26 protein-coding genes are annotated in these 24,900 nt (G+C 61.1%); 14 read left to right on the forward strand and 12 right to left on the reverse strand.

Going from position 1 to position 24,900, the window contains the following annotated elements:
- Positions 1–111 precede the first annotated feature (111 nt).
- From JFN93_RS16190 to JFN93_RS16210, 5 genes are all read left to right on the forward strand, one after another.
- Positions 112–2,868 (forward strand): bifunctional nitrogenase iron-molybdenum cofactor biosynthesis protein NifEN, encoded by a 2,757-nt coding sequence (locus tag JFN93_RS16190; RefSeq protein ID WP_199385140.1) that lies wholly within the window; start codon positions 112–114, stop codon positions 2,866–2,868.
- A gap of 259 nt (positions 2,869–3,127) precedes the next feature.
- Positions 3,128–3,514, forward strand: coding sequence for a nitrogen fixation protein NifX (nifX, locus tag JFN93_RS16195; protein ID WP_199385141.1), 387 nt, complete (start codon positions 3,128–3,130; stop codon positions 3,512–3,514).
- A gap of 219 nt (positions 3,515–3,733) precedes the next feature.
- Complete coding sequence (gene fdxB, locus JFN93_RS16200; RefSeq protein ID WP_199385142.1) at positions 3,734–3,997, forward strand: ferredoxin III, nif-specific; 264 nt, start codon at positions 3,734–3,736, stop codon at positions 3,995–3,997.
- A gap of 124 nt (positions 3,998–4,121) precedes the next feature.
- Positions 4,122–4,451 carry a NifB/NifX family molybdenum-iron cluster-binding protein gene (locus JFN93_RS16205; RefSeq protein WP_199385143.1) on the forward strand — a complete coding sequence of 110 codons (330 nt, stop codon included), beginning with the start codon at positions 4,122–4,124 and terminating at the stop codon, positions 4,449–4,451.
- Between the two features lie 53 nt (positions 4,452–4,504).
- Positions 4,505–5,296: an NAD(+)--dinitrogen-reductase ADP-D-ribosyltransferase gene (locus JFN93_RS16210; RefSeq protein ID WP_199385144.1), complete on the forward strand. Its 792-nt coding sequence runs from the start codon at positions 4,505–4,507 to the stop codon at positions 5,294–5,296.
- Positions 5,297–5,342: 46 nt separating this feature from the next.
- Here JFN93_RS16210 and draG read toward each other — a convergent pair whose 3' ends face one another.
- Positions 5,343–6,239, reverse strand: a complete 897-nt coding sequence (gene draG / locus JFN93_RS16215; protein WP_199385145.1) for an ADP-ribosyl-[dinitrogen reductase] hydrolase — start codon at positions 6,237–6,239, stop codon at positions 5,343–5,345.
- Positions 6,240–6,683: 444 nt separating this feature from the next.
- On the opposite strand from draG, the gene JFN93_RS16220 reads away from it, so the two are divergent.
- From JFN93_RS16220 to JFN93_RS16240, 5 genes are all read left to right on the forward strand, one after another.
- Positions 6,684–7,538, forward strand: a complete 855-nt coding sequence (locus JFN93_RS16220; RefSeq protein ID WP_199385146.1) for a radical SAM protein — start codon at positions 6,684–6,686, stop codon at positions 7,536–7,538.
- Between the two features lies 1 nt (position 7,539).
- The gene (locus JFN93_RS16225) at positions 7,540–8,343 is read left to right on the forward strand and encodes a GNAT family N-acetyltransferase (protein WP_199385147.1); all 804 of its coding nucleotides are present in this window, start codon (positions 7,540–7,542) and stop codon (positions 8,341–8,343) included.
- 208 nt (positions 8,344–8,551) lie between these two features.
- Positions 8,552–9,364, forward strand: coding sequence for an electron transfer flavoprotein subunit beta/FixA family protein (locus tag JFN93_RS16230; protein WP_199385148.1), 813 nt, complete (start codon positions 8,552–8,554; stop codon positions 9,362–9,364).
- A gap of 190 nt (positions 9,365–9,554) precedes the next feature.
- Positions 9,555–10,868: an electron transfer flavoprotein subunit alpha gene (locus JFN93_RS16235; protein ID WP_199385149.1), complete on the forward strand. Its 1,314-nt coding sequence runs from the start codon at positions 9,555–9,557 to the stop codon at positions 10,866–10,868.
- A gap of 246 nt (positions 10,869–11,114) precedes the next feature.
- Positions 11,115–13,055, forward strand: coding sequence for a (Fe-S)-binding protein (locus JFN93_RS16240; protein ID WP_199385150.1), 1,941 nt, complete (start codon positions 11,115–11,117; stop codon positions 13,053–13,055).
- A gap of 236 nt (positions 13,056–13,291) precedes the next feature.
- Here the strand turns inward: JFN93_RS16240 and JFN93_RS16245 are convergent, their stop codons facing one another.
- Positions 13,292–13,861, reverse strand: coding sequence for a DinB family protein (locus JFN93_RS16245; RefSeq protein ID WP_199385151.1), 570 nt, complete (start codon positions 13,859–13,861; stop codon positions 13,292–13,294).
- Positions 13,862–13,956: 95 nt separating this feature from the next.
- Here JFN93_RS16245 and JFN93_RS16250 point away from each other — a divergent pair, with 95 nt between their 5' ends.
- Positions 13,957–14,145 (forward strand): hypothetical protein, encoded by a 189-nt coding sequence (locus JFN93_RS16250; RefSeq protein WP_199385152.1) that lies wholly within the window; start codon positions 13,957–13,959, stop codon positions 14,143–14,145.
- Positions 14,133–14,435 carry a type II toxin-antitoxin system RelE/ParE family toxin gene (locus JFN93_RS16255; protein ID WP_199385153.1) on the forward strand — a complete coding sequence of 101 codons (303 nt, stop codon included), beginning with the start codon at positions 14,133–14,135 and terminating at the stop codon, positions 14,433–14,435. Before JFN93_RS16250 ends, JFN93_RS16255 begins: the two co-directional genes overlap by 13 nt.
- Positions 14,436–14,447: 12 nt before the next feature.
- Here the strand turns inward: JFN93_RS16255 and JFN93_RS16260 are convergent, their stop codons facing one another.
- From JFN93_RS16260 to JFN93_RS16275, 4 genes are all read right to left on the reverse strand, one after another.
- Positions 14,448–16,010: a S10 family peptidase gene (locus JFN93_RS16260; protein ID WP_199385154.1), complete on the reverse strand. Its 1,563-nt coding sequence runs from the start codon at positions 16,008–16,010 to the stop codon at positions 14,448–14,450.
- A gap of 264 nt (positions 16,011–16,274) precedes the next feature.
- Positions 16,275–17,735: a DUF3443 family protein gene (locus tag JFN93_RS16265; RefSeq protein ID WP_199385155.1), complete on the reverse strand. Its 1,461-nt coding sequence runs from the start codon at positions 17,733–17,735 to the stop codon at positions 16,275–16,277.
- Positions 17,722–18,255, reverse strand: coding sequence for a DUF2844 domain-containing protein (locus JFN93_RS16270; protein WP_199385156.1), 534 nt, complete (start codon positions 18,253–18,255; stop codon positions 17,722–17,724). Before JFN93_RS16270 ends, JFN93_RS16265 begins: the two co-directional genes overlap by 14 nt.
- Positions 18,256–18,387: 132 nt before the next feature.
- A complete protein-coding gene (locus JFN93_RS16275; protein ID WP_236021772.1) occupies positions 18,388–19,089 on the reverse strand; it encodes an OmpH family outer membrane protein in 702 nt (233 codons plus the stop codon).
- A gap of 133 nt (positions 19,090–19,222) precedes the next feature.
- Between JFN93_RS16275 and JFN93_RS16280 the strand changes: the two genes are divergently transcribed.
- Positions 19,223–19,516 (forward strand): hypothetical protein, encoded by a 294-nt coding sequence (locus tag JFN93_RS16280; RefSeq protein WP_199385157.1) that lies wholly within the window; start codon positions 19,223–19,225, stop codon positions 19,514–19,516.
- 23 nt (positions 19,517–19,539) lie between these two features.
- On the forward strand, positions 19,540–19,806 hold the full coding sequence (locus JFN93_RS16285) for a hypothetical protein (RefSeq protein ID WP_199385158.1): 267 nt from the start codon (positions 19,540–19,542) through the stop codon (positions 19,804–19,806).
- Positions 19,807–20,038: 232 nt separating this feature from the next.
- On the opposite strand, the gene JFN93_RS16290 is transcribed toward JFN93_RS16285, so the two are convergent.
- The 6 genes from JFN93_RS16290 to JFN93_RS16315 all read right to left on the reverse strand — a co-directional run bounded on the left by JFN93_RS16290 (position 20,039) and on the right by JFN93_RS16315 (position 24,883).
- Complete coding sequence (locus tag JFN93_RS16290; RefSeq protein ID WP_328754165.1) at positions 20,039–20,716, reverse strand: 4'-phosphopantetheinyl transferase family protein; 678 nt, start codon at positions 20,714–20,716, stop codon at positions 20,039–20,041.
- A 29-nt stretch (positions 20,717–20,745) separates the two neighbouring features.
- Positions 20,746–21,741 carry an NAD-dependent epimerase/dehydratase family protein gene (locus JFN93_RS16295; RefSeq protein ID WP_199385160.1) on the reverse strand — a complete coding sequence of 332 codons (996 nt, stop codon included), beginning with the start codon at positions 21,739–21,741 and terminating at the stop codon, positions 20,746–20,748.
- Positions 21,738–23,378 (reverse strand): fatty acid CoA ligase family protein, encoded by a 1,641-nt coding sequence (locus tag JFN93_RS16300; RefSeq protein WP_199385161.1) that lies wholly within the window; start codon positions 23,376–23,378, stop codon positions 21,738–21,740. Before JFN93_RS16300 ends, JFN93_RS16295 begins: the two co-directional genes overlap by 4 nt.
- Positions 23,369–24,316 carry an alpha/beta fold hydrolase gene (locus tag JFN93_RS16305; RefSeq protein ID WP_199385162.1) on the reverse strand — a complete coding sequence of 316 codons (948 nt, stop codon included), beginning with the start codon at positions 24,314–24,316 and terminating at the stop codon, positions 23,369–23,371. Before JFN93_RS16305 ends, JFN93_RS16300 begins: the two co-directional genes overlap by 10 nt.
- A gap of 64 nt (positions 24,317–24,380) precedes the next feature.
- The gene (locus tag JFN93_RS16310) at positions 24,381–24,647 is read right to left on the reverse strand and encodes a Txe/YoeB family addiction module toxin (RefSeq protein ID WP_199385163.1); all 267 of its coding nucleotides are present in this window, start codon (positions 24,645–24,647) and stop codon (positions 24,381–24,383) included.
- Positions 24,641–24,883 carry a type II toxin-antitoxin system Phd/YefM family antitoxin gene (locus JFN93_RS16315; RefSeq protein ID WP_199385165.1) on the reverse strand — a complete coding sequence of 81 codons (243 nt, stop codon included), beginning with the start codon at positions 24,881–24,883 and terminating at the stop codon, positions 24,641–24,643. Before JFN93_RS16315 ends, JFN93_RS16310 begins: the two co-directional genes overlap by 7 nt.
- Positions 24,884–24,900 lie beyond the last annotated feature (17 nt).

Genomic DNA, 24,900 nt, shown 5'->3' on the forward strand with positions numbered 1-24,900 from the left:
AGCTGGTTGAGCGGCGAGCAGGAGCAATGGGCTGCCGGGAGCGGTGCCTGACCCGGACCCCCGATCCCAGACCCCCTATCCCCGCTTCTACCCCTCAAAGGAGAGGAGCTCATGGCAAAACCGGATTGGTACGACACTACAGATTGTGAAACTCACGACGCGGGGGCTCCCAAGTTCTGCAAGAAGTCCGAGCCCGGCGAGGGGACCGAAAGAAGCTGCGCCTACGACGGCGCGCGCGTGGTCCTGATGCCGATCACGGACGTCATTCACCTGGTCCATGGGCCGATCGCCTGTGCCGGCAACTCCTGGGACAACCGGGGCGCACGCTCCAGCGACTCCCAGCTCTTCCGGCGCGGTTTCACCACCGAAATGCTGCAAAACGACGTCGTCTTCGGCGGCGAGAAGAAGCTTTACAAGGCAATCCAGGAACTGGCAGCACGTTATCCCGAGGCGAAGGCAATCTTCGTCTACGCCACCTGCGTCACCTCGATGACCGGCGACGACATCGAGGCGGTCTGCAAGGCGGCCCAGGAGAAGGTCTCCGTCCCGGTGATCCCGGTGAACACCCCCGGCTTCATCGGCGACAAGAACATCGGCAACCGGCTGGCCGGCGAGACCCTCTTCAAATACGTGATCGGGACGGCTGAGCCCCCGTTCACCACCGACTACGACATCAATCTGATCGGCGAGTACAACATCGCGGGCGACCTCTGGGGGATGCTCCCGCTGTTCGAAAAGGTCGGCATCAGGGTACTTTCCTGCATCAGCGGCGACGCCAAGTTCGAGGAGCTGCGCTACGCCCACCGGGCCAAGCTCAACGTCATCGTCTGCTCCAAGAGCCTCACCAATCTCGCCAAGAAGATGCAGAAGAATTACGGCATCCCGTACCTGGAGGAATCCTTCTACGGGATGACCGACGTGGCCAAGGCGCTGCGCGACATCGCCCGCGAGCTGGACGACCGGGTGAACGGCCTGGAAAAACGGGTCATGCAGGACCGGGTGGAACGCCTGATCTCGGAGAGCGAGCTGAAATACCGGGAGCGGCTGGCGCCGTACCGGGCGCGGCTGGTCGGCAAGCGGGCGGTCCTTTTCACCGGCGGGGTCAAGACCTGGTCCATGGTCAACGCCCTGGCCGAACTCGGCGTCGAGATCCTCGCCGCCGGGACCCAGAATTCAACGCTCGAGGACTTCTACCGGATGAAGGCGCTCATGCACGAAGACGCCTCCATCATCGCCGACACCAGCACCGCCGGGCTCCTTTCGGTCATGTACGAGAAGATGCCCGACCTGATCGTCGCCGGCGGCAAGACCAAGTTCCTCGCGCTCAAGACCAAGACCCCGTTCCTTGATATCAACCATGGCCGGTCCCATCCCTATGCGGGCTACGAGGGGATGGTCACCTTCGCCAAGCAGCTCGATCTCACCGTCAACAACCCGATCTGGCCGGTGCTGAACGGCCAGGCTCCCTGGGAGCTGGCGGATGCGGAGCGCGACGAGCTGCTCGCGCTGGTCGCCGGTCATGCGGAGCGGCTCAACGCGGAAGATATGAAGGGCTCGCGGGTGAAGGTCTCGACCAAGAACGCGACGGTCAATCCCCAGAAGAACTCCCCGGCGCTCGGGGCGACCCTGGCGTACCTCGGGATCGACGGGATGCTCGGGCTCTTGCACGGTGCCCAGGGGTGTTCGACCTTCATCCGGCTGCAGCTCTCGCGGCACTTCAAAGAATCGATCGCCCTCAACTCCACCAGCATGAGCGAGGAGACCGCGATCTTCGGCGGCTGGGAGAACCTGAAGCAGGGGATCAAGCGGGTCATCGAGAAGTTCCACCCGACGGTGGTTGGTGTTATGACCAGCGGGCTCACCGAGACCATGGGGGACGACGTAAGAAGCGCCATCGTGCACTTCCGGAAGGAAAACCCCGAGCATGACAGTGTCCCGGTGATCCACGCCTCGACCCCGGACTACTGCGGTTCGATGCAGGAAGGGTACGCCGCCGCCGTCGAGGCGATCATCGTCGGCGTGCCCGAAGGCGGCGAGAAGATCCCCGGGCAGGTGAACATCCTTCCCGGGTGCCAGCTCACCCCGGCCGAGGTGGAGCAGATCGCCGAGACCTGCCAGGCTTTCGGGCTGGATCCGGTGGTGATTCCGGACATATCCAACGCCCTGGACGGGCACATCGATGCCACGGTTTCCGCCCTTTCCGTGGGCGGCATCCCGGTCGAGCGGATCAAGCTCGCCGGGCGCAGCGTGGCAACCCTGTATTTCGGCGATTCCCTGGGTGATGCCGCGAACATCCTGAAGAGCAAGTTCGGCATCCCCGCCTACGGCTTCACCTCGATTACCGGCCTCGCTGAGAACGATGCGCTGATGACCACGCTGAGCGCGGTCTCCGGCACGGCGGTTCCCGAGAAGTACCGGCGCTGGAGAAGCCGGCTCATGGACGCCATGGTCGACTGCCATTACCAGTTCGGCTTGAAGAAAGTTGCCATCGCCCTGGAGGCGGACCATTTGAAAGGGATGACCAACTTCCTCGCCGGCCTTGGGTGCGACATCCAGGTGGCGATTGCCGCGACCCGGACCCGGGGACTGGACCGGCTCCCGGTCGCGAACCTGTTCGTCGGCGACCTGGAGGATCTGGAGCAGACGGCAGGGGGAGCGGACCTTTTGGTGGCCAATTCCAACGGGCGCCAGGCCGCCAACCGGCTGGGCATCAAGTCGCACCTGCGCACCGGGATGCCGGTCTTCGACCGCCTCGGGTCGCACCAGAAAATGTGGGTCGGCTACCAGGGAACGATGAACCTGATCTTCGAGCTGGCCAACATCTTCCAGTCCAACGCGAAGGAAGCGCAGAAGCTGGCGCACAACTAAAGTGGATGTTGCATTGAACCGAGGCATTTTCGACATCTGACGACAGGGCTCCCTCTCCCTTCGGGAGAGGGTTGGGGTGAGGGGGGAGCTGCCAGGAATTTCGCCGGCGCATCAGCGGAAGAAACAATGACGACGGAAGCTATGGCACCTTCCCCCAACCCCCAAGCGTCACAAGTTCGCGCTATCGGCCGCGCCCCCGCAAGGGGAAGGGCGGAAAAGGTAAGAGCCCAGAAGACCTAAGCGGCAAAAGGAGTTCAACATGAAAATCGCGTTTACCAGCAGCACCGGGGAAATGATCGACCAGCATTTCGGCATGACCTCAGCTTTCACGGTTTGGGAAGTCGAGGCGGACAAGGCCGAGTACCTCAAGACGATTGCCGTCGAGGACAACGACTCGGACGAGGAGGACCGGATCATGTCGAAGGCCGAGGCGATTGCCGACTGCGCCATCGTCTACACGGTCCGGATCGGCGGGCCGGCTGCGGCGAAGCTGGTGGCAAAGAAGATCCACCCGATGAAGACCAACGAGCCGGTTCCGGTGAGCGACGCGGTGGCGAGGCTCCAGGAGGTTCTCCAGGGGAACCCGCCGCCGTGGCTGAGAAAGGCACTGAACAAAGGGAACACCCCCTCCTTTCTGGAAGACTAGCGGCTGAGGGCATCTCACCCGGGTTTGGGGCAGATTTTGTAGGAGCGACATTTCTGTCGCGATTACCATCGTCGATCGCGACAAGAATGTCGCTCCTACAGTACGGTTTCCGACGATAAATCGCGCCCGGAAGGGCGCTCCCACCGAAGCAATCCCTCAGAATAACCGGCGCTTGCGCCCCAACTACATCAGCTTCAGCTGAACAAAAGAGGTGACACAATGGCTTACATTACCGGCTTGACCAAGGACAAACACGAGTGGACCCCGCAGTTCATCAAATCCATCGACGACGAGACCTGCATCGGTTGCGGGCGTTGCTTCAAGGTCTGCGCTCATGACGTTCTCAACTTCGAGGAAGTTGACGAGGATGACTCCGCCAAGATGTTCATGAAAGTAGAGAATCCGGGCAACTGCATCGGTTGCCAGGCCTGCGGCCGGACCTGCTCCAAGAAGTGCTTCACTTTCGAGCCGGTAGTCGCCTAAACCGTCCCTGCAGAACATAAAGCCCCCTCCCGCCACGGGAGGGGGCGTGAACTAACAGAATTCCCAAAGTTTTCCTCCGCGTTCCTCAGCGTCCTCTGCGGTGAGCTTTAAAAGGAGGTGCACCATGCTTTTTGCCGTTGCGACCAAAGATGGAAAGGAAGTGAATCAACACTTCGGCCATGCCGAGCGCTTTCTGATCTACGACGTTGAAGAAGAGCGGGTCCGCCTGGTCGACGAGCGCGCCGTCGAGCGGTACTGCACCTTCGATCCGGACCACCCGATGCGTTCGCACACGCTGCAAGGCACCGCCGACGTCTTGAGAGACTGCCAGGCGGTCGTTTGCGCCATGATCGGGGAAGCTCCCCAGATCGAGCTGGCTCGTATCGGCGTCCAGGCCTTCGCCGTCGAAGGCGAGATCAAGTCGGTGCTGCAGGCCCTGGTGAAAGTGATTTGATCCCGAAAGGGAGAAAAGCCAAAGACGGTATGCCCATCACAATGAGGTGATCCATGGAGAATTCGTTCAATCAATGCAACCTCCCTCCGTGGGTCATCGCATCCCGTCATTTCAACGACAACCCGCAGCCCCTGCATATCCAGGGGGTGCGTCTCGCCAACCGTTTTCTCTTCGACCGGCTCGACTCGATTGCTTCAGCAGTGGAGCGCGCCGAGATCTTCGACGGCTACATGTCCGTCAAATTCCAACTGCACCAATGGCAGGACCAGACGCCGACCGCGCGCAAAAGCTTGAAGAACAGCTACCTGCGTTTTCTGCGCGGCTGGATGATGGATTCCAATTCCGTTGAGGGGGCGGTACTGAAAGGTTGGGTGGAAAGCCGGATCGGGCTGCCGCCGACGTTTCACAACGAACGCATACCCGACTCCCACAGCGAACAGTACATGAAGTACGCCGTGGACCGGACCAAGGGGAGCGCACGGACTTCCGCGATCAACTCGCAACTGGATTTACTGTACGAGTACTGTCAGTACGAGCTCCAAAAGAGATATCCCGACCGGAAGACGCTGACGCTGTATCGTGGGACGTTTGAGAGAAGCGAACACGATGTGCTTGAGGTGGTGTCGAAGAGGGAAGAGATCGTACGGCTGAACAACCTGAACTCCTTTACCACCGACGAGGAGCGGGCCTGGGAGTTCGGTTTCATCGTATGGAAAGTCGAGGTGCCGCTGGAAAAGATCTTCTTCTTTTCCGAACTGTTGCCGACCTCGATCCTGAAAGGAGAGGGGGAGTGCCTGGTGATCGGCGGCGATTACCGGGTAAGGAAGGTCGCCTGCACGATCTAAGGCAGGGTCTGAAGTCCTCCCTCGCTCAAGGGTGGGAAGTGGACACTCACCGTTCCATCGCTGTCACCACCAGCCGCTCCGCCAATTCTTCTATCTCCGCCAGCACCTTCTTATCCAACTTCTTCCGCCAGCGCTGGGGGATCTCTTTCTCCCCATAGTACGCCCCCGCCAGTGCGCCGGCTATGGCTCCGGTCGTGTCGGCATCCCCTCCCTGGTTCACCGTCTCGATCACACAAGCCTCAAAAGATCTGGTCCGGAAAAAGCAGTGGAAGACCGTCTGCATGGTGTCCACCACATACCCCGTAGCCAGTCCCTTGTAGGGATCAAAGCCAAAGTTCGGGAAACGAGCGATGAAATCCTCAGTCTCACGGCGCAGCCCCGACAGCGACCGACCGGTCAGGGCAAGGTGGATGAGCTTTCCGAAGTGAACGGTGGCCGCGTCGGAAAGGGCGTGGTTGTGGGTGATATGGGCCTGCTGCACCGAGTAGTTTCGGAGCAGTTCCTCGTCGCCGAGGGTGTAAAGCGCCACCGGGAGGGTACGCATTGCGGCGCCATTGCCGCCGTCCCACTCGTTGGGAGGGGTTTCGAGGATCCCCCGCAGCATGAAGTTCCGGACCCCGCGCCGGCAGGTGTCGCCGACGTCGATGGGTTTGCCTTTCAACCAGGCAGCCAGGTTCCCCGCGATCGCCTCCAGCGACCAGGTACCGGCGCCGACGATGCCGCGTGCAATACAGAGCGACATCTCGGTATCGTCGGTCACCTGGCCCGGCTTGAGGCGCAGCCAGCCGCCCCCGACCATCTCCTTCAAGACGCCGTACTTGGTCTTGATCTCCCCGCGGGTCATGAATTCCACCGGCGCGCCGAGCGCATCGCCGATCGCCAGGCCGACGAAGGCGGCCCGGGCCCGGGAGATTATGTCCTGTGGTGAGAAGTCGTGGTCCATGGCTTTTGCCGATGCAATAAGCACTCCTTTACGTGGAGGCCGGATTTGGGCCGGTTTGAAACCGAGTGCCGCCGGAAACTGCACAAAAAATAATCGCCGGTTCAGTATACAAAGCAGCCACCTCCGGGAACCGGATCGGGCGAAACAGGCTAACGCCACAGTTTGTCAGCCATTTACGTCAATAATGAGAAGCTGGCACGCAACCTGCTGTAGGGGTGGGTAACGGATACATCGCTCCTTGCAGAGAATTCGAACAAGCTAGATACATCGTTGTATCGACGTGACAGGCAATGAAGCCCGACGGGATATGGTTCCCGGCGGGCTTTTTTCGTTTCGGAAACGGCGCAGCCCCGATGGGGTGTCCACCGGCTACGGACGAGCGAATGGACATCAACGGCGCTGAACCATCAAGCTGAACTGCCGCAGGGCAGAAAGGAGTCAATCATGGCAACTGCATGCAAAGGATTCGAAAAAATTCAGGGTCATCCCTGCTTCGGCGGGAACCACCATAAAAACGGCAGAATGCACCTCGCCGTCGCCCCCAAATGCAATATCAAGTGCGGTTACTGCACTCGTAAGCATGACTGCGCCAACGAGTCGCGTCCCGGCGTTACCAGCCGCGTGCTGACTCCGGCCGACGCGATCATCCGGGTAAGAGAAGTCATGGCCAACCCGATCACCGGGCCGATGGTGAAGGTGATCGGCATCGCGGGACCCGGCGACCCGCTCTTCAACGAGGAGACCTTCGAGACCTTCCGCCTGATCGACGGCGAGTTTCCCGAACTGATCAAGTGCCTGAGCACCAACGGCCTGCTTCTCCCCGACAAGATGGCGACCCTCGCCGACATCGGGCTGCACAGCCTCACCGTCACCCTGAACGCCCTCGATCCGAAGGTGGGCGCGAAGATTTACAGCCACGTCCGCTACGATGGGCGCACCTTGCGCGGCGAGGAGGGGGCGGCGCTTCTGGTCGCCAATCAGCTCGAAGGGATTCGCCTGGCAGCCGAGCTGGGGTTGACCATCAAGATCAATACCGTCTGCATCCCGGGGGTCAACGAGGACGAGATCCCGAAGATTTCCCAGAAAGTACGCGAGCTCGGGGCCTTCGTCATGAACATCATGCCGCTCATTCCGCAGGCCGATTTCGCCCACGTCGAGCCCCCCTCCGCCGAGAAACTCGACGCCTTGCGCCGGGAAAACGAAAAGACCATCGGCCAGTTCAAACACTGCAAGCAGTGCCGGGCCGACGCGATCGGGCTCATCGGGCAGGACCTGGAACCGCTGCGTCTTCCGGCCTGATATGGGAATCGCGCCCTTCACCACCGACGAGATTGTGCCCTTCCTGGCGCTGGCCACGGAGGAGGGATGGCTCTGCGACCGCTGGGAGTTCGACTTCCTGCTGCACAAGTACCCGCAGGGATGTTTCGTCTGGCGGGAGAACGGCGAGAGCGCCGGCTACGTGACCTCGGTCCGGTACGGCGCCAGTGGTTGGATCGGGAACCTGCTGGTCCCGGCAAAGTTCCGGCGCAAAGGGATCGGCAGGGTTCTCATGGAGCAGGCGGTGGCGACGCTGCTCAAGGACGGGGCCGAAACCGTCTGGCTGACGGCGTCGGCCGACGGTGCCGGTCTCTACCGGAAGCTCGGTTTCGTCGAGATCGACACCATTCGGCGCTGGGGCGGACTCGGCGGGATGAACGGCGCGCAGCGATGCGGCGGCTCCGACTTTCTGGCGATGCGCGAAATCGACCGGGTCGGCTGGGGGGACAAGAGGGATTTGATCCTCAAGCTGAGTCTGAACCGGGGCACGCTCTTTACCACCTCGGCCGGATATCTCTGCTGTCAGAGCTGGAAGAACGGAATCCAGGTGGGCCCTTGGGGATGCCTGGTCGGTCCCCAGGCCGGGCCGTTGCTGGACCAGGCGATCGGGGAGGGGAGGGAGCAGGTGTTCCTCGACGTACCGGCCCGCAATCACACGGCTGCCCACCTGTTGCAGGAGAAGGGCTTCGAGGTGCGGGGGACGAACCTCCTCATGTACCTGGGTGCGGAGCCGGAGTACCGCCCGGAAACGATCTTCGCCCTGGCGAGCATGGGAAGCATGGGATGAGGTGTAGCAGAGCGCCCTTCTGCGGTGCCCCTCTCCTGTGAAGCCGTAACCTCCCTCTCCCTCTGGGAGAGGGGCGGGGTGAGGGGGCGTTGCCCGAAGTACCTTCCCTCACCCGCCCTTCGGGCACCCTCTCCCTCTGGGAGTGGGAAGATGGAATGGGTCGACACGAATAAAGTCATGACGTTTGCATTCAAAAGGAGGTCTCACCATGTTGGCGATTGCCTGCATAAAACAGGTTCCCGACACCACGCAAGTCCAGATCGACCCGGTTACCAACACCCTCATCCGGGACGGCATCCCCTTCATCATCAATCCCTACGACGCCCATGCCCTGGAGGAGAGTCTTCGGCTCAAGGACAGCCACGGCTTCAAGGCGGTGGCCCTTTCCATGGGACCGCCCAACGCGGAAGCTACCTTGAGAAAGGCAATTGCCCTGGGCGTAGACCGGGCTGTCCTTCTCTCCGACCGCGTCTTCGGCGGCGCCGACACCCTTTCCACCAGTAACGTTCTCTCCGCGGCGATCAAGAAACTGAGCGAGAGCGACGAGATCGGCATCGTCTTCTGCGGCAAGCAGACCATCGACGGAGACACTGCCCAGGTGGGGCCGGGGATCGCGGTGCGGCTCGGTTTCTCCCAGCTCACCCTGGTGGACCGAATCCTCGCCATCGACACCGAGGCGAAAACGATCCGGGTGCGGCGCAAGCTGGAGGGGCGCTACGAGATCGTCGAGGCGCGGCTTCCGGCGATGATCACCGTGGTGCGGGAGCTGAACCGTCCCCGTTACCCGACGGTGCCGATGCGGCTGCGTTCGGTGAACGGGGAACTCGAGGTGTGGGGCAACAGCGAGTTGAAGCTCGATACCGCCACCGTTGGCCTGAAAGGGTCCCCGACCTGCGTGAGCCGGATCTTCTCGCCGGAGCGGACCAAAGGGGAGATCCTCGGCGACGGCATGGGGGATCCGATCGGCGCGGCGCACCTGCTGCTGGACCGGCTCATTGGCGGGGACCTGCTGGCGGTGTGAGTCAATCATGAATCAAGTTGGCGGTTTGAAGTCCCCCTTCGAAAAGGGGGATTTAGGAGGCTTTGCCTTTCCGGTCTGCAATTGATAGAGGCAAATCCCCCCCGTTCCCCCTTTTCCAGAGCAAAAAGGGCTTGCGACGCCTGAAACGAATGTATTCGCTACTGTTGAGATAAGAAAAAGGACTCAATCCATGGAAAAACAAACCAAGGTGAAAAAACCGCGGGGGCGGGCCCGCCTGATAGCCGGCAAATGCATTGCTTGCGGCGCCCGCTGCCAGAGCACCTGCCCGGTCAACTGCATCGATATGTCCGAACAGGGGGAGCCGATCGTCCTCGAGGAAAAATGCATCGGCTGCGTGAAGTGCGTCAAGGCCTGCCCGGGAAGCGCCCTGGAAATCGTTTTCACCCCCGAGGAGCAGGCCATCCTGGCGACCCTGTCGGGGCCGGCGGAGCCGGAAGTCGACGAGGAAGAACTGGAGCGGCAGCGGCTGATTGCCTCCTATTCCGGCGTCTGGGTCTTCATCGAACAGACCGAAGGTGAACCGGCCCGCGTATCGTGGGAGCTTTCCGGTTCCGGCCGCGGGCTCGCCGACACCCTGGGCGTCCCTTTAAGCGCCGTCATCATCGGCCATGATGTAGGTCATCTGGCCGACGAGGCTTTCCGTTACGGCGCCGACCAGGTCTACATCATCGACCAGGAGGTCTACGCCCGCTACCGCACCGAGGCCTACCTGGAGGCGATGTGCTACCTGATCGAGAAGTACCGCCCCGAGATCGTCCTGATGGGCGCGACCGGCATGGGGCGCGATCTTGCCGGGGCGGTGGCGACCCGTGTCAAAACCGGATTGACCGCGGACTGCACCGGACTCGACATCGACGCCCGACGCAACCTCATGCAGACCCGTCCCGCCTTCGGCGGCAACATCATGGCCACCATCCTCTGCGAGAGATGCCGCCCCCAGATGGCGACGGTCCGGCCGCATGTCATGCCGCTTCCCGAGAGAAAAGAGCTCAAGCCGGGCAAGGTGATCGTCGAGACCCTGCCGCTCAACGAAGCCGATATCTTCACCCGGGTGCTGGAGATCATCAAGGACAAGGGGGGCAAGGACAAGGTCGACGTGGCCGGCGCGGAATTCATCGTCTCCGGCGGCCGCGGACTCATGGCCAAGGAGAACTTCTACCTCTTGGAAGAGCTGGCCGAGGAGGTCGGCGGCGTGGTCGGCGGCTCCCGCAGCGCGGTCGACGCGGGGTGGCTTCCTCCCGAGCGCCAGGTGGGGCAGACCGGCAAGACGGTTCGCCCGAAGATATACATTGCCTGCGGCATTTCCGGGGCGATCCAGCACCTGGTCGGGATGCAGGACTCCGACGTCATCATCGCCATCAACCGGGACCGCGAGGCCCCGATCTTCGAGGTGGCGACCTTCGGGATCGTCGGTGACCTGTTCCAGGTGGTGCCGGCACTGACCTCCAAGCTCAGGGAGATGAAACGGGCGCGGGCGCACTGATCCCGCTTACGCCATTGCCGAAACATTGAACCGGCAATCGCGGCTGGAAAGCCGCTCCTACAGTTACCTAAGCCTAACGACGCCAGAATCGCCGGGCGAATGGGTAGGGGCGGCTTTCCTCCACCTAGCAACCCTCCCTCTGGGAGAGGTTGGCCGGAGGCCGGTTGAGGGAAGCCTCCATCTCCCGCAGGATCCCCTCACCCCGACCCTCTCCCGGAGGGAGAGGGTGTAAAAAAAGGAGTTGTTATGCAGATCGTCTTTCCCGTGATCCTGACGCTGTCTCTTATCTTCTTCGCCTTCAGCTGTTACCGCAGGCTCAGCCTGGTAACGATGGGGACTTGGACCGGCCGGATGGATCGCCCATTCCAGCGGATTGCCGACACCCTCGTGTACGCCATCGGGCAGAAACGGGTGATGAAGCGGGTCTTCGGCCTGAACCACGTGGTGATCTTCTGGGCGTTCCTGGTTCTGGTCCTGGCCAACGGAGAGTTCCTGGTCCAGAAAATGGTGCCATCGCTCAGCTTTGCCAATCTTCCCGGCCCCCTTTACCTGCTGCTTCTGTTCAGCTTCGATATCTGCTCGCTGGCCGCCTTGGTCGCGGTAGGCGTGGCGGCGCTCCGCCGCGCGGTCAGTCCCCCCTTTGAAGAAGCCCGGACCGTCGAGGCCTATTTCATTCTTTCCATGATTGCCGTGCTCATGGTTGCCTACTTTGTCATGCACGGTGCCGAGATCGCGCTGGGAAGCCAGCCAGCGGGGTTGTACGCCCCGGTTTCCCTGATGACGGCGAAGATACTTTTGAGTGCCGGGATGGGAACCCATCTCGCCACGGTGGCAGCGTTTGCCTGGTGGATTCACGCGGTGGCGCTGCTGAGCTTCATGAACTTCCTCCCTTACAGCAAGCACATGCATATCCTGACCGCGATCCCCAATGTCTTCTTCCGGAGCATCGAAAAGCCGAATACCCAGCCCCGGGAGGAATTTGTTCCCTATGGCGTTTTCGGTGCCGACAGCGTGGAGAAACTGAGCTGGAAGGACCTTCTGGATTCCTTCTCCTGCACCGAGTGCGGCCGCTGCCAGGATTCCTGCCCCGGCGTTGCGACGGGCAAGGCGTTGAACCCGAGGCTCCTGGTTCATTCCATCAAGATGAACCTGCTGGCCGCTAACTCCCGTACCGGCACCGCCGGTTCCCTGATCGGTACCGGGGAGGAGCGGGTGAAGGAGGAAGCCCTTTGGAACTGCACCTCCTGCGGCGCCTGCATGGAGGCCTGCCCGGTCTTCATCGAACACCTCCCGAAGGTGGTCAAGATGCGGCGCCACCTGGTGGAGATGGAGGCGAAATTCCCGGAAGAACTGCTCAACCTCTTCGAGAACATGGAACAGCGCTCCAACCCCTGGGGGATGGCACCGTCCGAGCGGAGCAAGTGGAGCGCCAACCTGGATGTCATGCCGTTCGAACAGGGACAGGCCGAATATCTTCTCTTCGTCGGCTGCGCCGGGGCGTTCGACGCCCGCAGCAAACAGGTTACGGTGGCCCTGACCAAGGTATTGGATGCGGCCGGCGTATCCTATGGCGTCTTGGGGAAAGAGGAGAAGTGCTGCGGGGAGAGCGTGCGGCGGCTCGGGAACGAGTACCTGTTCGAAAAGATGGCGCTGGAGAGCGTGCAGCAGTTCCAGTCCAAAGGGGTGCAGAAGGTCATCACCCAGTGCCCGCACTGCTTCAACACGCTGAAAAACGACTTCCGCCAGTACGGTCTGGAACTGCAGGTGGTGCACCACAGCGAGCTGATCGACGACCTGATGAAGCAAGGGAAGCTCAAGCCGGTGCAATCAACTGGCGAAGAGCGGGTCGTAGTGCACGATTCCTGCTATCTGGGCAGGCACAACGGCGTTTTTGATGCGCCGCGTGAGGTTATTCGTCAGGCAACCGGTGCGGCACCGGTAGAGTTCGGAAGGAAGGGGGAGAATGCCTTCTGTTGCGGCGCCGGCGGCGGGAGGATGTGGCTCGAAGAGCATGAAGGGACCCCGATCAACGTGAACCGGGTGAAGGAAGCCGTGGCGACCAACGCCTCCACCGTCTGCGTCAGCTGCCCGTTCTGCATGACCATGTTCGAAGACGGGTTGAAGGCGATCGACGGGACGACGGTGCGGGTGAAGGATATTGCCGAGGTGGTTGCGGAAGCTATCTGATCCGTGAGGGTTGGGGATGGCGTAGGAGCGACATTCTGGTTGCGATCTTTATGACGAAACCCCATCCTCACATCCTGTCCGTCGCAGGCCGTGCTCCCACAGTAAAATTCACCTTTCATCAGTTACCAGACGTTTAACTTCGTTCCCAAGGTCCACCTTGAGAACGTGACCTCCCCGGAAGCTCCAGCTTCCACGCTGCAATATAAAAAGCGATTCCCGAACTCGGGAAACGCCTTTTATATTTGAGGACCCTGATTGCGGAGCCGGAACTCTTCCTTGCGTCTCTCAATCAACACCAGATGGTACCTGGCATGCTGGATCAAAAAGTAGATCCACTGGTACATGTCCAGTCGTCCCAGGTTGTTGACCGACATGCGGATGTTGTAGAGGCGCCCCTCGCCGTTCGGCATGCCGTACAAAAGCTCCAGGCAACGCTCTTTCTGCTGGCGCAGCAGTGACTTAGTCTCCGAGAGTTCCACCATCCCCGAAGGTATCATGTGCGCCGGCGGCGGCCATTCAAAGGCCTCGGGCCGGGCCACCGGATCCAGGATCGCCAGGTCTGACTCCTCCGGAGGCGGCTGGTGCAACTGCGCCCGTTTCAGTGCCGTCCGACACCCCTTGCCAATGGTGAGCAGCAAAAAATGGTTCACCAGCGAGACATGCTCCAAATGCTCCGCAATGGTCCACGCCCCGTCGTAGTCGGGGCGAAAAGACATCGCGCCCGGACCAATTTCAAATACATCGTCCAAGAGCGCAAAGGCTTCATTCAACGCATTCTGAACGAACTGAACGGCTGGAAGTTCCATTGACAGCCCGCCCTCCTCAGGAGGTGAATTTGCAATTGTCGCCGCTGAGAAATCCTTCTATACTACGTATGTCCTGAACATGAGGTGAATCAAAAATGAACATTAAAAAGAGCGAGTTACAGGCGTTTTTAGCAGATATGCCCGACGTTGTTGATGCCGATGAGGTAATGCATCGGGTTTATCTCCTTCAAAAGATCGAAGCAGGCGAGGCTGATATCGTCTCTGGCAAAGTTGTCTCTCATGCGGATGCGGTTGAACGGCTATCGCAGAAATGGCGCGACTGATCTGGACTGAAAAAGCAGTCACTGATCTTGAAAATATCTACGATTTCATCGCAGCAGACTCTCCGTTTTATGCAAAAGTCCAAGTACAAAAAGTAATAGCCGCTGCGGAACGTTTGATTCTGTTTCCTGAATCGGGGCGGCCGTTGCCAGAATTACCTCAACTTCCCCACCACGAGCTAATCTGTGGTTCTTACCGTATTATCTTCCGACATGATCCCGCAGCCGAGACGGTCTCCATCGTAACCATCGTCCATGCTGCCCGGTTTATGGATGAGGAGCTATTGAAGTAACGATTTAGCGATTCACTCCTTCCTTCTGGCGTCCTGCCCTGATTGTTTCATTGTCACATTGCCGAAGAACTCCTTCACATCCTCCTTCAGCTTAGCCAGCGATCCTTTTTCCAGATACATCATGTGTCCGGCGTTGTAGCGTTTCTGGGTGATGTTCCCCTTGAGCCGGTCGGTCAGTCCGAGATGGCTCATCGTGTACTCGCTGGCGAGGTGCGGCGTGGCGAGGTCGAACACTCCCGAGGCCACGAACACCTTCAGGTACGGGTTCTTCGCCATGCTGTTGCGCAGGTTGTCGCTGGTGTCTGCATAGCTGTTTTTCGAATCCCAGTCCCACGAAGGTATCCCCCCGCCCAAGGTGTAGTACTCAAGCTCCGACTCGAACTTCAGTTCTTTCCTCACGTAATCCAGAAAGGTTGCCGTGAACGGCGGACGGATGTTGGCGACCGTCGGGTCGAACCCCGAGGGGGCCGCCGGGTCGACGTTTTCCGCGGTGAACCGGGTATCCATGTAACCGGCCACCTGGGAGCGGTCGGCAAGGAGCTCCCGCACGAAGTTGCGTGCATCGATGCGGAGATTTCTCTCCTCGATGAACTTTGTGGAGAGCCCGGTGTAACGGGAGAGCTTTTCGGCCACCGCGTGCCGCTCGCCCGGGGAGAGCCGGTCGCCCCGGTTCAGCGCCACGAGGTAATCGGTCGAGGCCCATTGCTCGACCTCGGCGAGGGTCCGGTTCAGGTCCTGCAGCAACTCCGGCGCCAGCTTGCCGTGATACCAGGCGGTGGCGGTGTAGCTCGGGAGGAAGAGCTGGTAAGGGAGCTCGTTTCCGTTGTCGAAGCGGAGCGTCTGCATGTTGAGGACGGTCGAGATGAGGACGATGCCGCTGGGGGCGATCCCTTCTTCCAGAAGGTGCTCGGACAGCCCCGCCGCCCGGAAGGTCCCGTAGCTTTCGCCGACCAGAAAGAGCGGTGCGTCCCATCGGTTGTTGAGGGTGAGGTAGAGGCGGATGAACTTTCCTACCGAGTCGATGTCCCCGCGCACCGAGGCGTAGCTCTTGGCCGACTCCGGCTTTGCCGCACGGCTGTACCCGGTTCCCACCGGATCGATGAAGACGAGATCGCCGAGATCGAGCCAGGACCAGTCGTTGTCCACCAGGTGGAAGGGAGGCTTGGGCATCCGGCCGTCGGCAAGCATCTCGACGCGGCGCGGCCCGAGCGCCCCGAGATGGAGCCAGACCGATGCCGCACCGGGGCCGCCGTTGAAGACGAAGAGGAGAGGGCGGGGGGGCGCGCCGGGCGCGGGGGTGACGGTGTAGGCGGTGTAGAAGATCCGCGCCTCCGGCTCTCCCGCTTCGTTTTGCAAAGGCATCTCGGCGGCGGTTGCGGTGTAGGAAAAGGATTTCCCGCCGATGGCAACGGTATGTTTGGTTACCGAAGTCCTTGTCGGTCTGGCAGGGGGGGCTTCCTTTTCTGGTTGCGGCGCTTTCTCAGGGGCTGAGGCGTGCGGGTGTTCCGATGCGGTAAGGGCCAGGTGGGGTGTTGCTATCAAAAGCGTGGCGATAAGAAGTGCTTTGTAGAGCAAGATCCGGTACCTCCTGAAGTCATAACATGGGTAACATGGATCATCTTAGCGACCTCACACTGAGATTGCCACCCTTTTCGTAGGTCGCGTTGAGGAACGAAACGCGACATTTCCCGGTGATGGCAAACGTTGCGTTTCCCGATGAAGGCGTTCGACGCAACCCACGATGATCCTTTGAGGGACAAGCAGACTGTGGGAGCGCCATTTTGGGCGCGACTGACCATCGCCAATCGCGCCTGGAAAGGCGCTCCCCCATTCATGACCTCAATATGCCCAGAACGGCCCGGTCCCGATCGGGGTGGTTCTTCCCGAGATGCCGACGAAAATCGGCCGTCCATAGAAAAACGGCAATCCCCAGTCGAACGTCCCGGACGGTGCCGGCCCGCCGATCTCCTCGAAGACGTTGTTTCCCGTTGCCAGTAGGCTGTTGAAGTTGCCGATGGTGAAGGGGATCGCCTGGCTGGGCGCACCGGTTGCTCCCACCGTGGTCGCGGTGAGCGATACCGGGTTCGGTGGACAGTACCAGCTCGTGCTGGGGGAACAAAGGGGCAGCCCGGTGTTCGTGCTGTTGCCGAAGAAGATCCCGTTGGAGCCCGTGTCGATGAAGCTGTCGGAGAAGGTCAGGCCGTTGAAGGTGGTGGTAAAGACCGCATTGGCGCTTGCCGGGAACGTGGTCACGCTGGAGGGGGCGTTGTTGGGCTGCGTGCCGATACCGAGGATCAGATTTCCGTTCAGGGACGGCAACCCGCCAAGCGGCACGCTGGGCAGGCTCACCAGTACCCCGTTGTTGTCCTGAGGCAGGCTTGCCACCGGATTTTGGACCTGGCCTGCCTGCGCCACCGTCACACCGGTGCAGGAGGAACTGGTGCAGCTGAAATACAGGCCGTTCAGCTCCTTGCTCGCGCAGCCGGTGCCGCAATCCTGCGGGAACAAGCCGACTCCGAGGATCGCGGTGAAGCCGGCTGCGACCGGCGTCGCCTCCGGGGTTTGGCAGGTCGTCAAGCCGGCCCGATTGCCAAAACTCGCGTCGATGACCTGGATCGGAATCTGGACCGCCGGTTCCGTCCCCAGCACGACGTCGGCAATCTGGACCGGTCCCCACAGTGAAGACAGATCGGCAAACTGCACGCATTCTGCCAAGTTGCCGTTGCCGCTGGATACCGGCGTCGGCACCACTGCTCCCAGCGCACTTCGAAAGACACGCAACCCAATGCTGCCGGTGTCCACCAGCACGTCGGTAAGCGTGGTGCAGGTGGAAGTTCCCGGGGTGCAGATAACGAGGCTTACGCACGGTTTATTGAAGTAGTTGCCCGAGGTGGCGGCTGAGCAGAGGGAACCGTTGACGGTGATCGGGACAACATTGGCTGCTACCGAGGTTACGGTGAGGACGCGGGTTCCGGCGATCGATCCGAGCGTTGCGGTGATGGTAATCGTTCCGGTGGCGGTCGCGGTGAGAAGGCCTGAGGAGGTGATGCTTTGAGATGTCGCTCCGGTGGAGGTCCAGGTAACGGAGGAGGTGATGTTTTTGGTCGAGTTGTCCGAGTAGGTGCCGGTGGCGACAAATTGCTGGGTCGTGCCGAGTGGGAGGGACGATATGGCTGGCGTAATCGTGATGGACACCAACTGGGGCTGAGTTCCTCCGCCACCTCCGCCACCGCCGCCTCCACCGCAGGCTGCCAGGAAAACGATCAGAAAGATGGTAACGAACAGGTTATTTGATCTCATCGGCGGTCACCCCCTGTGGCATCAGGGCCGGCAGATAAGCTCGTCCCTGCAGGTTGCGCATCAGTCCCCAGGTCTCCACCACCACGTTGCTTCCGGTTACCCGCAGCTGACGCTGCCCACGGGTCCGGGGAAGAGTGTTCTTGGTCTTCTTGAACTCGGGGGCATACGTGCCGAGGAGCTGGTTGAGGTCCGGGTGGGCCAGGCCGTTCCAGGCCACGGCGAAGACGATCCCTGACGTGTCGACGTACTCGCGGACCGAGGTGGCGTCCGAAACCTCTTCATACACGGTGTACCGTTTCTTGATCGTGGTTCCTTTGTGGACCGCTGCGAGGGCCTTCCGGTCCTTGGCAATGGACGAGAGGGGTTCTCCCAGCACCGCATGAACCGTGGACGGAGCGCCGGCCGAAAAGAGCAGGGCCAGCACCAAGCAGGCTGTCGACCCCTTCAGGGTACGCCAGCAGATTCCTGCGAGCCGGCCTCCAGTGGAATTGCTGATGACAGAACGTGAGGTGGTGGGCATAAGTACCTCCCTGTAAACAGCGCGGTACTTCTTTTGGGGATATCCTGCACGCGGCAGGTAGGTGAGGCGGGTGAAAGGGGGGGCGCAGTGGGCTGCGCCCCGGCAGAGGTGGGAATCCGGAACAGCTTTTAGCTATTTGGTCTTCTTGCGCTTATCGAGTTCCGCGACAATCTCGTCGGTCAGGTCCTTGGTGTCGACCCCGGGGCTCAGGTAAAGTGCTTCCTTTTTGGCGACAATCGCGTCGTAGCCGTGGGTGACGGCATACTGGGACACGATGTCCTTTATCTTTTCGAAGAGCGTTTCCGTGTACTTATCCTGCATGTTACGCATCTCTTCTTCGCTGGAACGCACCAGTTTCTGGTACTCCTCGACCTTCTTCTGGAACTCCTTTGACTTCGCCGCCTTTTCCTTAGCAGTCATGGTTTCGATCTTCGCCTCGATGGCCGCCTTTTGTTTCTCGAGCGACTTTTGACGCGCTTCGATCTTGGCGCGGAGCTTTTCCGATCTGGCCTTCAACTGGACGATGGCGGTCTTGCCTTCCTTCGATTCCTCGCCGACCTTGGCAAGATCGACATAGCCGATTTTGAGACGCAGCGCCGGCGCGGCGCTCGTTGCGGTCGTGGCACCGGCCGGGGCGGTCGACGGAGCAGACGCTGCCGGTCCCGGAGCAGGGACGGCCGGAGCAGGGGCGTTAGGTGCGGCAGCAGCGGTCGGAGCGGCGACCGGCGCGGTATTGGTCGCCGATCCCTTGGCGGCCGTATCGGCAGCCTGAACCGGGAGGGAAAGCATGACGGCGATCAGTGCGGTGGTTGAGAGTGATGCGATCTTCTTCATTAGGCCCTCTTTGTATTGGATTTTGAATCAGCAATGTAGGATAGATGCTTCATTGCTTTTTGGCAAATAAAAGAACCCGATTGACCCGGCCTGAGACCGCTGGTAGGATGCAGCACCCAAAAAGGAGGGGACCATGTCAAACCTGACGGAACGACTGAAGGCATGCCTGGAGAGCGAGGGGAAGGCCGATCGGGAACTCCTGGTGGAAACCCTTGAGGAAATCAATGATCTGCGGGAAAAGCGGGACCAGATGGAAGAGATCCTGATTCTTTTGGTCCGGACCGGGTTTCCTTGGGATGAGGCGGGGCAGCCGGACGAGCGTTTCGAAGCTTTTCGGAGCCGGTATGAAAATGCCATGCACGAGGCGGCCCACCTGCTCGGCCTGGACCTGCGCAGCATGATAACCCGTACCGAACCGCGTACCTAGTGCAAAGAGAAAGGAAATAAACGATGTCCGAGAAGGTCCTCGAGATCCTGTTCGTCCTGGTTTTCTTTGTGGTGCCGGGGGTAGTCGGTGCGCGCCAGGCTTGGAGCAAGGGGCGGAACTGGCTGGTCTGGCTGGTGCTCTGTTTCTGCTTTCCGCCGACCCTGATGGTGTGCCTGTTCCAGTCGCCGGTGAAAGAGGTGCCGGGGCAGTACCGGAAATGTCCCAAGTGCGGCGAATTCCTCAAATGGCGCGAGCCGAGCTGCAAGTACTGCCAAGCGGAAATCAGTTAGCCCTTTTATCCTCGTTCCCAAGCTCCAGCTTGGGAACGGCCCACTGCTCAGGAAGCTCCAGCTTCTCAATTCTTACCATGGGGGAGCTTTACCAGACATTGCGTTCCCAACATTGCGTTCCCAAGGTGGACCTTGGGAACGAGAGGGACGACACGGAAGGCAGCGGCCTACCCTGTGGGAGCGCCTTTCCAGGCGCGAATAACATCCGATAATCGCGACAAAAATGTCGCTCCTACACTCCAACCAGCCGCACGCTCGGTTTTTCCCCTTGGTACGCCAGTGCCGCCGCATATCCGTCAGGAACCGGGATGTCGATGAGACTCCACCTTTTTGCTGCCTCCGGCGCATCCCGATCGGCAATAATCCGGGCCTCTTTACCGGAGAGGCCCACATCGAAGCCATCCGAACGCCGCGAAAAGCCGCTCCCCAATCCCTTCAGATACGCTTCTTTCCGGGTCCAGCAGCGATAGAACGCTGGCAACTGCTCGGCCACCGGCAGCGCGGATAGCTCCGCGCGTTCCGCTGCCGAAAAATATCTCTCCGCCATCCCCCGAAACTCCAGCTGCGGACCCACCGCTTCCACGTCGACACCGATTTCCCGCCCCAGCGTCACCGCCAGCAAAAGCAAATCCCCGGCGTGCGACACGTTGAATCGCAACGACGGGGATGTTGTTTCCCATGCAAGGTACGGCTTGCCGAACTCACCGTTATCCAGCTCGATCCGTTCCGGCTCGATCTGCAGGTAACGCCCCAGCGTCTCCCTGACAAAGCCACGCCCGGCGGCAAAACCGATCCGTTTCGCAGGATCGATCAGACGCTCGCTGCGCAGCCGCTCCGATGGTGACAGGTGCCGCTCCAGCCGCTCCACTTCGGAGGTCAGGGCACCCAAAGAAGCGATGAACAGATCCACCACTCCCGCTTCCGGTCGGGGCGCACCGGTCAAACCGCTTCCCCCTGGAGCCAGACCCGGAGCCGTTTGAGCCCCTCGTCGATGGAGACCTCCGGCTGGTAACCCAGGTCGTTTCGGGCCGCCGAGATGTCGAACCAGTGCGCCGTCGCCAACTCCCGCGCCACAAACCGCGTCATGGGCGGCTCTCCCGACAGCTTGAGGAGGTTCCAGATCCCCTCGCAGATGGTCCCCACGGCGTAGGCGACGCCGGGCGGGACGCTGCGCTGGACCGGCGGCAGGTCCGCGGCGGCCAGGATCCGGTTCACCATATCCCAAAGCGGGAGCGGTTCTCCATTGGAAATGAAATAGGCTTTGCCGGCGATGGGGCTGCCCGGCGTCAGGCGGTCGGCGGCATGGAGGTGCGCCTGCGCCGCGTTGTCGACGTAGACGGTGTCGACGAGGCAGGGGCGGTCGCCGATCCGGCGCAGCTTCCCGGCCCGCGCCTTCGCGACGATTCGCGGGACCAGGTGGTTATCGCCCGGTCCCCAGATCAGGTGCGGACGGAGCGACACCGTGGCCAAGGCAGGAGAGTTTGCCGCCAGTACTAGCTGTTCCGCTATTGCTTTTGTTTTCGGGTAGTTTGCCTCGAAGTGGGCAGGGTAGGGGAGCGACTCGTTGCCCCCTTCCACATCGCTGCCGTCGAAGACGACACTCGGCGATCCGGTGTAGACCAGACGGGAAATCCCGTTGCTCCGGCACGCCTGCAGCACGTTCTCGGTCCCGGTCACGTTGGCGTCGAAGTATTCGGCGAAGCTCCCCCAGATGCCGGCTTTGGCCGCCACGTGGAAGACCACGTCGCACCCTTTGGCCGCGGCAACGACGGCATCGCGGTTGGAGAGGTCACCGCGGAGCTGCTCCACTCCGAGGTTTGCCAGGGGCTGATATTCGCCGCGGGAAAAGCTGCGGACCGATGCCCCCCGCGCGACCAGCTGCTTGACGAGGGAGAACCCGAGAAACCCACCGCCACCGGTGACCAGTGCCCTCACGAAAGCCTCCGCGCCGCCCATACCGCGAGTTTTTCGCGGAAGATCTTGGCGTTGTGGCGGATGTCCACCGGGAAGGCGGGATGGAAAAGGATGGTTTCGATGGCGTGGGTGTGGATGTGGCCCCGGGCGATTTCCATCAGTTCCTCGCGGAGCTTGTCCTTGTCGACCCTCACTCCCTTTTCCAGCTCGATGCAGATCACCGGCCGCTGTGACCCTAGGGGCCCGATCCCGACCAGTGCCGAGCGAAACACCATCGGGTGCGTGTTGAAGACCGCCTCGCACGGGATGGTGAAAAGGGTGCCTTCCACGGTTTCCACGCGGTGCGACTTGCGGCCGCAGAACCAGACCCGGCCGTCATCGTCCATGCCGCCGAGATCGCCCATCCGGTGGAAGAATCCGCCGGTTTCCGGGTCGGCGATTTTCGAGACGACGTCGGCTTCGGGGCGGTTGAAATATCCCCGGGTTACCTGTGCTCCCTGGACGATGATCTCGCCGATCTTTCCGACCGGGACGCGCAGGTCCGGATGCCACTGGTAGATCGGCTCGTCGGTGATTTCGATGACTTCCAGGCGGATCCCCTCCACCGGTTTGCCGACGCAGACGCCGCCTCCCGCTTCGGTGATCTGCCTGGTGGTCCCGAGGATCTCGGAGCTGCCGATGGAACAGACCGGGAGCGCCTCGGTCGCGCCGTAGGGGGTGAAGACTTCGACGCCGCGGTTGAGCATGCCGCAGAAACGTTCCAGGACCGCCGCCGGAACCGGGGCTCCGGCCGAGATGGCGCGTCTCAAGGTCGGCAGCATGATCTTGTGTCGCGTGCCGTAGCGGCTGACCCGGTTGATCAGCGCGGGGGAGCCGAACATCGTGGTGACGTTGTAAGCGTTGATGGTTTCGATGATTCGTCTGGGGTTGACCGAGCCGGGGCGGGTGAAGTCCATTTCCGGGATCACCGCGGTCATGCCGAGGGCCGGGGCGAATAGTGCGAAGAGGGGGAAGGTGGGGAGATCGATCTCGCCCGGCTCGATGCCGTACACCTGGCGCAGCGCCTCGACCTGCGCGGCGAAGTTGCCGTGGGTGTAGACGGCCCCCTTGGGGGCGCCGGTGCTGCCGCTGGTGAAGAGGATGGCGGCGGTATCGTCGGCTTCGGTCGGCGCCAGCGGGGAGGGGAGTTCCAGCGCGTTCTGGGCGATGATTTCGGAGAGCGTCGTCCCGCCCCAGAAGAGGCGTTTGCCGACCGTCACCAGGGTCCGCAGGCTCTTTTTGCCCCAGCCGAAGAGGCAGCGCGCGACGTGTGCCTTGGGGATGCCGATGAACGCCGACGGTTCCGCCTCGTCGAGGCATTTTCTCAGGTTCTTGATCCCGAGCCCCGGGTCGATGAGGACCGGCACCGCGCCGACCTTGAAAATGGCGAAGGTGAGGGCGAAGAATTCAGGGCTCGGGGTGACCATGAGCACCGTGCGCACGCCCCGCCCGATACCCAGGGCGAGCAGCCCGTGGGCGATCCGGTCGCTCATGGCATTGAGCTTGGCGAAGCTCAGCGTCTCGTTCCGCTTGGGAAAGATGATGGCCGGCGTGTTGGGCTGCCGGGCCGCCATGGCCGGAAGGTGCGCCGCGATGTTGACGGTCTCGATCATCGGCATCCGTCTCCGTTCGATGTCCGGCGTTCGACGACCTGCGCCGTTTTGTCCGGCAAATCGGTACGGGCCAGGAATTCGGCGATCAGCGGGATTACTTCTCCCTTCTTGTCTTCCAGGATGTAGTGGCCGCCGTCCGGGAAGCGCTGGACCTCCGCGTCGGGGAACCTTCTCAGCCACTCGGCCAGGAAGTGCTTATCGAAGACGAAATCCAGCTCGCCCCAGAAGATCGTCATCGGAAGGTGCTGGAACTGCTCTAGGTTCTGCGCAACTTCCATGACTTGCTGATAGGCACGATCTTCTGCCGTCAGCGGGATGTCCTGTACGAAGCGCAAGGTGGCGATCCGGTTTTTCCACGAGTCGTACGGGGCGCGGTACGCCAGGCGCAATTCCTTGGGCATCGGGTTTGCCTTGCAGCCGACGATGGATGCTCCGAGGCTGAAGGCGTTGAAGCCGCGCACCAGCAGCGTTCCCAGGCCGGTTTCCCGGCAGATCTTCAGCCCAAGCGGAAGCGGTTTCTCCTTCGGAAGGGGGAAGGCCCCGGTGTTCAGGAGCACCAGACGCTTGATCCGCTCCGGGTGGCGGGTGGCGTAGGCCATGCCGATCATCCCGCCCCAGTCGTGGAGCACCAGCGTGATCTTTGAGGTGATACCGAGGTGATCGAGGAGCCGTTCCAGGTCGTTGACGCGGGAGGCCAGGGTGTACTGGTAGCGGTCGTCACCGGGCTTGTCGGAAAATCCGCAGCCGATGTGGTCCGGCACGATGCAGCGGTAGTGGCCGCGCAGGGCGAGGACGAGGTTGCGGTAATAGAAGGACCAGGAAGGGTTCCCGTGGACCATGACCACCGGCTCCCCCTGACCCTCGTCGAGGTAGTGATAGGAAAGCCCGTCGAGATCGAGGGTGTGTCCGGTGAAGGGGTAATGCTTCTTAAAAGTATCGTTCATCAAATAGGCACCACGTTAATAGAAGAGAGTGAAAGAGCCTCTGATTTAAGAGCAGACATGGTGACTATTCATAATGGGTCCACATGCGGATGACCTTTACCGTGTTTTGATCCTCAATCACTTGGTACACCAAGCGATTGAGGATGTTGATCCTTCGCGAGAAGGTTCCGGAAAGATCACCTATGAGTTTCTCAAAGGGGGGAGGCGTCTGAAATGGGTTAGTTCGTAGTAGTTCCAACAGCCGCTCAGCTTGGGGCCGCAAGCCCGCTTGAGCGAGTTTTTTCGCATCTTTTTGGGCTTGCTTTGTGAATACAAGAGACCAACTCACCACTCCAGTTCCTTGTCACACTCCTCAACCGGTGTTTCCAGCCCTGCTTTGATGGACTCCCTCATTCCCGGGATCGACATCAGATACAGTGTTTCCTGGATGGCCTGCCAGTCTTCCTCGGAAATGAGCACAGCAGAGCTTCGCTTACCAAGTATCTTGACGGGGTGATGAGATTCGGCTACCGCGTCGACAAGGCTGTACAGCCTTTTCCTGGCTTCCGTGGCTGAAAGAGTTGTCATAGATTACCTCCTGCGTA

It is taken from the genome of Geomesophilobacter sediminis, assembly GCF_016458275.1.
In the GTDB taxonomy this organism is placed as follows: Bacteria; Desulfobacterota; Desulfuromonadia; order Geobacterales; family Geobacteraceae; genus Geomesophilobacter; species Geomesophilobacter sediminis.